This is a genomic window from Pseudobutyrivibrio xylanivorans, from assembly GCF_008935055.1.
Taxonomy (GTDB): domain Bacteria; phylum Bacillota; class Clostridia; order Lachnospirales; family Lachnospiraceae; genus Pseudobutyrivibrio; species Pseudobutyrivibrio xylanivorans_A.
In genome coordinates this window covers 385,698-395,983 of sequence record NZ_CP043028.1, presented here as the reverse complement: position 1 = coordinate 395,983, position 10,286 = coordinate 385,698, and the positions used below count along the sequence as shown (strand labels likewise).

General features: G+C 43.9%; 10 protein-coding genes. 7 read left to right on the top strand and 3 right to left on the bottom strand.

Annotated elements, in window-relative coordinates; translation table 11 throughout:
- Positions 1-164 precede the first annotated feature (164 nt).
- The 5 genes from FXF36_RS01840 to FXF36_RS01820 all read left to right on the top strand — a co-directional run bounded on the left by FXF36_RS01840 (position 165) and on the right by FXF36_RS01820 (position 6,476).
- Positions 165-1,232 carry a GntR family transcriptional regulator gene (locus tag FXF36_RS01840; RefSeq protein WP_151622191.1) on the top strand — a complete coding sequence of 356 codons (1,068 nt, stop codon included), beginning with the start codon at positions 165-167 and terminating at the stop codon, positions 1,230-1,232.
- A gap of 151 nt (positions 1,233-1,383) precedes the next feature.
- Complete coding sequence (gene araA / locus FXF36_RS01835) at positions 1,384-2,880, top strand: L-arabinose isomerase (protein WP_151622190.1); 1,497 nt, start codon at positions 1,384-1,386, stop codon at positions 2,878-2,880.
- 256 nt (positions 2,881-3,136) lie between these two features.
- Positions 3,137-3,793, top strand: a complete 657-nt coding sequence (gene fsa / locus FXF36_RS01830) for a fructose-6-phosphate aldolase (protein WP_151622189.1) — start codon at positions 3,137-3,139, stop codon at positions 3,791-3,793.
- Positions 3,794-3,980: 187 nt separating this feature from the next.
- Positions 3,981-5,576: a xylulokinase gene (locus FXF36_RS01825; RefSeq protein ID WP_151622188.1), complete on the top strand. Its 1,596-nt coding sequence runs from the start codon at positions 3,981-3,983 to the stop codon at positions 5,574-5,576.
- A gap of 204 nt (positions 5,577-5,780) precedes the next feature.
- Positions 5,781-6,476, top strand: a complete 696-nt coding sequence (locus tag FXF36_RS01820; RefSeq protein ID WP_151622187.1) for an L-ribulose-5-phosphate 4-epimerase — start codon at positions 5,781-5,783, stop codon at positions 6,474-6,476.
- A gap of 869 nt (positions 6,477-7,345) precedes the next feature.
- Here FXF36_RS01820 and FXF36_RS01815 read toward each other — a convergent pair.
- From FXF36_RS01815 to FXF36_RS01805, 3 genes are read right to left on the bottom strand one after another with little or no spacing between them, the layout of a single operon-like run.
- Complete coding sequence (locus FXF36_RS01815) at positions 7,346-7,795, bottom strand: J domain-containing protein (protein ID WP_151622186.1); 450 nt, start codon at positions 7,793-7,795, stop codon at positions 7,346-7,348.
- Positions 7,779-8,651, bottom strand: coding sequence for a DUF5685 family protein (locus FXF36_RS01810; protein ID WP_151622185.1), 873 nt, complete (start codon positions 8,649-8,651; stop codon positions 7,779-7,781). The genes FXF36_RS01815 and FXF36_RS01810 overlap by 17 nt, the downstream gene beginning before the upstream one ends.
- A gap of 3 nt (positions 8,652-8,654) precedes the next feature.
- Positions 8,655-9,092, bottom strand: coding sequence for a hypothetical protein (locus FXF36_RS01805; protein WP_243143559.1), 438 nt, complete (start codon positions 9,090-9,092; stop codon positions 8,655-8,657).
- Positions 9,093-9,255: 163 nt separating this feature from the next.
- Between FXF36_RS01805 and FXF36_RS01800 the strand changes: the two genes are divergently transcribed.
- Both FXF36_RS01800 and FXF36_RS01795 read left to right on the top strand, forming a co-directional pair.
- Positions 9,256-9,636 (top strand): metal-dependent transcriptional regulator, encoded by a 381-nt coding sequence (locus tag FXF36_RS01800; RefSeq protein WP_151622184.1) that lies wholly within the window; start codon positions 9,256-9,258, stop codon positions 9,634-9,636.
- A gap of 41 nt (positions 9,637-9,677) precedes the next feature.
- Positions 9,678-10,103: a Fur family transcriptional regulator gene (locus tag FXF36_RS01795; RefSeq protein ID WP_317617417.1), complete on the top strand. Its 426-nt coding sequence runs from the start codon at positions 9,678-9,680 to the stop codon at positions 10,101-10,103.
- Positions 10,104-10,286: the final 183 nt, after the last annotated feature.

Sequence of the window (10,286 nt, the reverse complement as noted above, 5' to 3'; positions counted from 1 at the left end):
ATTTTATGAGTGCTGTTCTTATGGAAAAAAGTATATGCATTAGTTATAATTTTCGTAGTGAAATTAAGTGAAAAGAGCAGGGCTAAATATGAGACTAAATGAGAATTGTTTATAAATCGATTTAATGTACCTAGATTGACTGGAATTTTTGTAGAAGAGTAGACATGGTTAATTCTAAATATGAGCTGATAATTAAAGATATAAAGAAGGCCATAAATGCTGGTAAGTATGAGGTGGATACTAAGATTCCTTCGGAGAATCAGTTGGCTTCTGAATATGGTGTCACCAGACAGACTGTGAGGAAGGCTTTGGGCAAGCTGATTGACGAGGGGTATCTGTATGCAAGACATGGCAGCGGCACTTTTGTAGCAAAGCGTCTTCAGAAAAAGGGCACAAGCAAGAATATCGCCGTTGTTTCTACCTACATGTCGGACTATATTTTCCCAAGGGTTATTCAGGGAATAAATCAGGTCCTTTCCGACAATGGGTACAGCATTCTTTTGAAGACTACAAACAATTCCCGCAAGGGTGAGGCCTGGTGCATGGAGGAACTGCTTTCAAAGAATATTGACGGCATGATTATCGAGCCAAGTCAGAGTGCTATCAGCTGTCAGCATCAGGTGCTATATGACCAGATGGATGCCATGGGGATTCCTTATGTTTTTATTCAGGGATGCTATGAGGCGATGATGGACAGACCTTATGTAATGCTTGATGATATTGAGGGCGGAAGGCTCATCACTGAGCATCTGATTAAGCTTGGGCATAAAAAGATAGCAGGCATTTTTAAGGCGGATGATACTCAGGGGATTCTTCGACACAAGGGCTACGTAAAAGCACTACAGGAGGCAGGGATTGCTTACGATCCAGATTTGGTTGTATGGTTCCACACCAAAGACAAAAGTACGAAGCCTATGGAAGGTGTTTTGCGTTTAATCGAAAATGGATTTCCATTTCATGCAGTGGTTTGCTACAACGATGAAATTGCGGCAGATGTAATTAAAGGACTGACAAATATTGGAAGAAGTGTGCCACATGACATATCTGTTACAGGCTTTGACAATTCCCTTCTTGCCAGAGGCAGAGGGATCACCACAATTGCTCATCCACAGGAGGAATTGGGAAAAAAGGCGGCGGAGACATTGATAGGATTAATCACTGGAAGCATAGGTCGCAAGGAGGCTCATGTGTTGCTCCCACCAGAGGTGGTGGAACGCAAGAGTACACTTTAGAAAACTTGTACACAGTCTAATCAACTTGTACACCATTAAAAACCTCACAAACTCAACATTCTTTTGAAAATATATACAACTTGCACAGGGAACTGTACAAGTTGTATTTTTTTATTAAGGGATTTATTAAACATAAAAAGGGAGGTTTTTTATGAAGACACAAATGAACTACAAGTTTTGGTTCTGTACTGGTTCACAGGACCTTTATGGTGATGAGTGCTTGTCACACGTTGCCGCACACTCAAAGGAGATTGTTGAGTGCCTGAACAAGTCTGGCAGACTTCCATTTGAGGTTGTTTGGAAGCCAACAATGATTACCAACGAGGTAATCCGCCGTACCTTCAACGAGGCAAACAACGATCCAACATGCGCAGGTGTTATCACATGGATGCACACCTTCTCACCAGCAAAGTCATGGATCCTTGGACATCAGGAGCTTAGAAAGCCACTTTGCCACATGCACACACAGTACAACCGTGAGATTCCTTACGAGACAATGGATATGGATTTCATGAATGAAAACCAGGCAGCTCACGGCGATAGAGAGTATGCTCATATCCTTTCACGAATGGGAATCGAGAGAAAAATTATCGTAGGCTACTGGCAGGACAGTGAGGTTCAGGACAAGCTTGCATCTTGGATGCGCACAGCAATCGGTATTGTAGAGTCTAGCCACATCCGCGTTATGAGAGTAGCTGACAACATGCGCAACGTTGCCGTTACAGAGGGCGACAAGGTAGAGGCACAGCTTAAGTTTGGCTGGGAGGTTGATGCTTACCCAGTAAATGAAATCGCTGAGGCAGTTGATGCAGTTTCTCAGTCAGATGTAAATGCACTTGTAGATGAATATTATGGTAAATACGATATTTGCCTTGAGGGCAGAGACCCAGAGGAGTTCAAGAAGCACGTAGCTGTTCAGGCAAAGATTGAGCTTGGTTTCGAGAGATTCCTTGAGGAGAAAAACTATCAGGCAATCGTAACTCACTTTGGTGATCTTGGTGGATTGCAGCAGCTCCCAGGTCTTGCTATCCAGCGCCTTATGGAAAAGGGCTACGGCTTTGGCGCAGAGGGTGACTGGAAGGTTGCAGCTATGGTCCGCCTCATGAAGATAATGACAACAGGCATGAAGGATGCTAAGGGTACTTCAATGCTTGAGGATTACACCTACAACCTGGTTAAGGGCAAGGAAGGAATCATCCAGGCTCACATGCTTGAGATTTGTCCAACCATTTCTGATGGCCCAATTCAGATTAAGGTGCAGCCTCTTTCAATGGGCAATCGTGAGGACCCAGCCCGCCTAGTATTCCAGTCAAAGACAGGAAAGGGTATTGCAACCTCACTTATCGATTTAGGAAATCGCTTCCGTCTCATCATTCAGGATGTTGATTGCAAGAAGGTTGAGAAGCCTCTTCCAAAGCTTCCAACAGCTATCAACTTCTGGGAGCCACAGCCTAACTTCTACACAGGCACAGAGGCATGGCTTCTCGCAGGCGGTGCACATCATACTGCATTCACCTACGATCTTACAGCAGAGCAGATGGGTGACTGGGCAGCAGCAATGGGTATCGAGGCAGTTTATATTGATGCAGATACCAAGATTCGCGATTTCAAGCGCGACCTTGCACTTGGCAATTTGGTCTACCGTTAAATTTCACATAACTGAGTTTATGTAAAATATCTGCTATTAAATCGTAAGATTTTTGATTGTGGATACAATAGTGTAATACTACAATTACTATTGTATTTATAATAGATTTTTTAAAAGAGCACAGACTGTGATTACCCTGAGGATGTAATACTTGCTATTGGGATGAATATAGTGAAAACGATATCACAATAGCTAGTATTACACCGAGGGGCATAGAGAACCAGAAACTGTGCGGGTTAGAAAAGGAGAAAAGAAAATGAAGTTATTTGTAGACACTGGAAAAATTGAGGACATTAAGAAGGCAAATGATCTTGGAGTAATCTGTGGAGTTACAACAAACCCTTCACTTATCGCTAAAGAGGGTGGCCGTTCACAGGAAGACATCCTTAAGGAAATCGCTTCAATCGTAGATGGACCAATCTCAGGTGAGGTTAAGGCTACAACAGTTGACGCTGAAGGCATGATTAAGGAAGGCCGTGAGATTGCTGCTATGCATCCAAACATGGTTGTTAAGATTCCTATGACAGCAGAAGGTCTTAAGGCTGTAAAGGTTCTTTCATCAGAGGGCATCAAGACAAATGTTACACTTATCTTCTCAGCAAACCAGGCTATTCTTGCTGCAAATGCTGGCGCAACATATGTTTCACCATTCCTTGGAAGACTTGATGATATCAACATGGCAGGTATTGATCTTATCCGTGATATCGCAGAAATCTTCGACATCTATGGATACGAGACAGAGATTATTGCTGCATCAGTTCGTAACCCAATCCACGTTACAGACTGTGCACTTGCTGGTGCTCACATCGCAACAGTTCCATACTCAGTTATCGAGACAATGATTAATCATCCTCTTACTACTGCAGGTATCGAGAAGTTCCAGAAGGACTACATTGCAGTATTCGGAGAGTAATATCTCGCCTGTTACGGCTACAAGCCTGAGAGTCTCTTTCTAAATGTAAGCTAAAGCTTACTAGACCACAAAAGTTGATTGCTAAAGCAATCATCCTTTTGGGATCATATTTCGGCTACATGCCTCATTCAGAGACCTCAGAGCTTGATGCCTACAGGCTACTTTAACACTACGGGGGAATTTACGTATGAATATTAACGAAGTTATCGCGGAGGGAAAGACCACCGCGCTTGGAATCGAGTTCGGTTCGACACGCATCAAGGCGGTTTTAGTTGATGAGGAGAACAAGGTTCTCGCTCAGGGTGATCATGAATGGGAGAATCACCTGGACAATGGAATCTGGACATATCCTCTGGAGGAGGTATGGGCAGGCGTTCAGGATTGTTATGCAAAGCTTAAGCTTGATGTGTACAACAAGTATGATGTTAAGCTTACAAAGCTTGGTGCAATCGGATTCTCTGCAATGATGCACGGTTATCTTGCATTCGACAAGGACGACAATCTTTTAGTTCCATTCAGAACTTGGAGAAACACAATCACAGGTGAGGCAGCAGCAGAGCTTTCTAAGGAGCTCAACTTCAACATGCCTCAGCGCTGGAGCATTTCACACTATTATCAGTGCATCCTCAACAAGGAGCCACACGTAAAGAACGTGGCATACTTTATGACACTTGCTTGCTATGTTCACTATAAGATGACAGGCAAGAAGGTGGCAGGCGTTGGCGAAGCATCTGGTATGTTCCCAATCGATTCAAAGACTTGCCAGTACGACAAGGCAATGCTCGAGAAGTTCAACAAACTCGCTAGTGCTCATGGCATCACTACAAAGGTAGAGGATTTAATGCCTGAGGTTCTCGTGGCTGGCGATGATGCTGGAACTCTTACAGCAGAGGGAGCTAAGCTCCTTGATTCAACAGGAGAGCTTGAGCCAGGTTGCCCACTTGCTCCACCAGAAGGTGATGCAGGAACTGGCATGGTTGCTACAAATGCAGTTTCAGTTGGCACAGGAAATGTTTCAGCTGGTACATCTGTATTTTCAATGGTTGTTGTAGACAAGCCACTTTCAAAGCCATACGAGGAAATCGATATGGTTACAACACCTACAGGCGAGGCTGTTGCTATGGTTCACTGCAACAACTGTACATCTGATTTGAATTCATGGGTTGGCATCTTCAAGGAGTTTGCAGAAGCCTTCGGCATGGACATTTCAATGAATGATATTTATGGAACTCTTTATCGCAAGGCTCTTACAGAAGATGCAAATTGCGGTGGTGTTCTTTCATACAACTACTTTGGCGGAGAGCCAGTTGTTGGCGTAAATGAAGGACGTCCTATGGTCGTTCGTCAGCCAGATGCTAAGTTCACACTTGCAAACTTTATGCGCTCAAATCTTTATGGTGCACTTGGCGTTCTCAAGATTGGAAACGACATTCTTCTCAAGGAGGAGCATGTGCCAATCAAGTCTATCACAGGACACGGCGGTTTCTTCAAGACAAAGGGGGTTGGACAGTCTGTACTTGCAGCAGCTCTCAACGCACCTATCACTGTAATGGCTACAGCTGGTGAAGGCGGTGCATGGGGTATGGCTGTACTTGCAAACTTCTGCATCCGCGACGACAAGTCACAGAAGCTTCAGAGCTACCTTGATGAGAAGGTATTTGCAGGACAGGAGTCAACTACAATGGAGCCAGATCCAGAGATGGTTAAGGGCTACGACGAGTGGATTGCAGAGTATCGCAAAGGACTCAAGGCTGAGGCTGCTGCTGTAGAGAGCTGGCGTTAACTCGAACTCGTTACGTTTACAAGCCTGAGTATTGCTCGGTCGCGAGATTGGCTCCCTGAGCAACACTCAGAGCTAGTTAACTACGAGTTCTTATACAGAGTAGCCCGTAGCAGACAAGCCCTTGGTATTGCTTTAGCGAGACATGTAGTCGAGCGGAGCATGCCAAGGCTTGTAGGCGTAACGGGCGGACTAGGAGAATACGAAATGTTAGAAGAGTTAAAGAAACAGGTATACGAGGCAAACATGGAATTGCCACGTCGTGGCCTCGTTACATACACTTGGGGTAATGTCTCAGGTATCGACAGAGCTTCAGGAATCTTTGCAATCAAGCCATCAGGCGTTGAGTACGAGGATTTGAAGCCAGAGGATATGGTACTTGTAAATCTTGACGGCGAAGTTGTAGAAGGCAAGTATCGACCAAGCTCAGACACAGCTACACACTGCGAGCTTTACAAGAAATATGAGAACATCGGTGGAGTTGTGCACACCCACTCAACCTATGCGGTAGCATGGGCACAGGCAGGTCGTGACATTCCACTATATGGAACCACACATGCAGATTATTTCTGCGGTACAATTCCATGCACAAGAAACCTCACCGAAAAGGAAATCGACGAAGCCTACGAGGTAAACACAGGCAAGGTTATCATCGAAACCTTCGAAGATAGAGGCATCAACACAAAATACGTGCCAGGCGTTATCTGCAAGAATCATGGCCCATTCACCTGGGGCAAGGATGCAGACCAGGCAGTATACAACGCAGTAGTTCTTGAAGAGGTAGCCAAGATGGCACTCTTCACCGAGCAGGTTAACCCTCAGGTTCAGCCAGCTCCAGACTGTATCCGCGACAAGCACTTCAACCGTAAACACGGCGCCAACGCCTACTACGGCCAGAACTAAAACACCGGCGGCTCTTTGTACATCACAAGGGGCCGCTATTTGTTTGCTCTTTTCTAATCAATCAAGAACTTGCCCCCTCCCAGCCAAGGCACCCGCCTGCCCCGCGCCGCATTAGGGCCCGGTCCATTCTCACTTGCATCATTGGAGCAAAATTGTAGATTCTCTTAAGCTACAGGTTGAGCTTTCTGTGGGTGTCCTTTTATTGATTTTGCACTTCAAAGCCACTGTATTACACTACACAGACACTTTGTAGTTTATATAAGCTTCTCTGCACAAAGCTTAGGATAATTTCGTTCATACTCCATTTGCTAAGTGGGAAAACGAAATGTGTTTTGTAGATATAGGCACCACTCGGGATTCACGTCCATGTTCAGCCGCTCGTTCTCCTCGCCATCCGTGGCTCGTCGTGCCTATATCTATCAAAACAACATTTCTTTCCCACTAAGCTCATTTCAAAATCACGCAATTACTCCTAAGTTTGTTGCATAGAAGCTTAATTCAAGTATTATTAGTGTCTGTGTTGTGTATACTGTGGCGTTAGAAGTGCAAAGAATGAAACGGACACCCACAAATAAAGAAAGCGAAACGTAGCTTTAGAGAATCACAATTTTGCGACTGTGCAAAGAGAATGGACCGGGCCCTAATGCGGCGCGGGGCAGGCGGGCACCCAGGCTGTGATGGGCAGGTTCAGCTAAGCCTTAAAGAGCAAACAAATAGCGGCCCCCACATACCGGTGGGAGCCGCCGGTGTTTTGGGCGAAAAGAAACCCTCAGGTGGCTGAAGCCTGAGGGTTCTTTTGCGCACATTCACTTCGAACATGCAGATATAGGGAGAAAATATATGAATGGTCCGAATGACCTAGATATAAACTAAATAAAGCAACAGATGTTGCAAAGCAGATTAAGGATAATCATGCTTGCGCACCAACGACCAAATCCTGAGTATGGCCTGTTGTAGCCATAGGAACGGCCGCGATAAACGTACCAATCGGAAAAGTCAGAGAAATCGAAATCCTGTTGCTGTCTGTTGCCTGCGTTTTGGTTGTAGCCATTGTAATAAGTTCTCTGATATCCGCTTGAGTTCTGGCCCTGGTATCCATTATTAGAATAGCCGTAGAAGGAGCCAGGATTCTGGCGCTCGTCCATAATCTGGTTGTAGGCAGCCTGTACCTGCTTGAAAACTTCCTCGGCCTGGGCCTTGTTAGGATTGTTTATATTGGCATCTGGGTGATACTTTCTGCTGAGAGCTCTGTAGGCTTTTTTTACTTCGTCATCAGAAGCGTCTCTGGTAACGCCCAGTATTTTATAAGGATCTGTCATTGCTTGTTTCCTTTTGTGTGGATTCTTTCTTCTTTCCTTTTAGCTGAAGATATTCATAGCGGGTCCAAACACCGGAGTAAATAATATTTCGAAGAATATCAACGTTTTCAACTATTGGTAGTCGTTCAAAGGACTTGGCACATTGTGCCATGAGAGAGGTCAGGTTGATTCTGACGAAGGTCTCAAATTCCTTTGGCGATTCATTCTTCATGAAAAGCAGAGGATTGTAGCTGCCACGCTTTTCATCCTTTTTTATGTCATCATAGGCATCAATAATGTAAATGAATTTGCCCATGTAATAACCCATGCAATGGAGTGTTTCACCCCAGCTGTCCTGTTTCCAGTTGAAAAGCTCACCAAGCATTTCACCAGTCAGGCTGGAAACCTTGTCAATGTCGGTCTCTCTTGAATGTTCAGCGGCTGAGAGCTTGTTTATATAAGTTTCAACTGCTAAGGTCTGCCTAGGATATTTATCCTTAATGCGGTCATAGTCCTTTTTGATGGAGGATGCCGCAAGGCCTGAAAGTTTGGAATTATCATCCCTGTAATTGTCCATCAGACTGTGATAGGAAAGGATGATGTCCATGTCTGTCGCGTAGGAAATTGCCTCACTGGTGTAGCCTGACTTTGCTTTGAGAGGATGAATAACACATCGAAATTCCTCTGTTTCAATATCAGGCTCATAAAGACTCTGAAGTAGTATTGCCAGAAAACACAAATCATAATTTAGAAGCATCTGCCCTTTAAAGCCGGCTTCTTTGCCGAGCTGGCGGCAAAGGCCACAATAAAAGCTTTGATATTTCTTTTTATCTTCATCTGATAATTGACTGCGATTCGTATTTACGTATCCAAACAATGCTTATACCTTCTTTATAAAAACAGTGTGACATTTACTGCATGTAACTTCTATTTTGCCACGTCCCTTTGGGGCTCTTAATTTCTGTTTACAAGTAGGACATTTGAAAATAGCATATACTTTTCTTTGCTGGTAATCTCTTTTGAGTCCGTCAAAGCGATTTCTTATATTGGGAATGAGTCTTGAGAAGAAGCCTCTGATGCGAACTGTCTTTTGAAGGAACAACTGATTTTCGTTGTATCTCTTCTGATAGTTCTTGGAAAGCATCCTCCAAAAGCTGTATCCCAGGCATGCCATGGCAAGCAGATATATGATGTTTGAATGGGTTATCATAGTCAGTAACATGAGGATTAACGCGGCCCAGGTAACTGTGCGGCCTAACGCGTCCACGCCTGTACGTCCTACAAAAAATTGTGCCATCTTATATCTGAAATTGTTCATGGCCTTCCTCCGAATTGCTTTGATGTAACAGAGGATAAACTTTGCTGACACGAAGGTCAATAATTTGGGAGGGGATTTAAGAAAAGTTTAAGATTTGATTAATATTAATTTACTTGATTAATTCGGAGGGTTAGAATAAACTAATTATCAGGAGGGCGAGACATTGAGAACATTTATAAACGAATCAGCGGAAAACTATTTAGAGACAATTCTTTTATTAAGTAAAAAGCTTCCTGTTGTTCGCGCTGTTGATATTGCAAATGAATTAAATTTCAAGAAATCATCTGTCAGCATCGCTATGAAGAATCTTCGCGAGAAGAATCACATCACTGTGACAGATGCAGGATATATTTATCTTACTGATGAAGGTAAGAATATTGCAGAGATGATTTACGAGCGCCACGAGCTCATTACAGAGATTCTTATGAAGCTTGGTGTGGAGGAAGAAATCGCAGCGGAGGATGCTTGTCGTATCGAGCATGTTATCAGCAAGGAAAGCTTTAAAGCAGTTAGAGATTACGCAAAGGATAAGATTTTAAAATAATGGATATAGTAGCAAATAGCGACGAGCAAAGGGAGGCGATTGTGCAGCAGTTAAGGGACGCTGGCTGCCGCATTACTAAGCAGCGCCTCACCGTGTTGGACATAATTTTAAACAGCGACCCATCATGTGTTAAGGAAATCTACCGCGAGGCGGTAAAAATCGACAAGAATATCGGTAGCGCCACTGTTTATCGAATGGTGAACACTCTCGAGGAGATTGGTGTTATCAGTCGAAAGAATATGTATCAGGTTGACTGTAGCACCTGCGATCATCGTTGCCCTGATGATGACTGCGATAGTAATTGCATGGGCAGCTGTAGCGAGTGTGAGACCAAAATCGTCATCACGCTTGACGACGATACCAAGATGGTTATTGAGAGAACTGAGCTTCAGAAATTGTTGGAAGCCGGACTTCATGCCACAGGCAAGGTGAAAGAGGATATCAGAATCACCAGACTGGCGATGTAGATGATATTCTATAGAAATCAAAAGTAAATACAGATTTTAAGCGAGCCATAGTGCCTATCGTAATGATAGGAACTATGGCTTTTTTCGGTCCCAGTAAAAAATCCAAAGAAATAATCGAACAAGAAGTGAATTTTTTATGAACGCCGCCTTTTAAAGGGCGAAAAATGGTAGCATAGATAATAG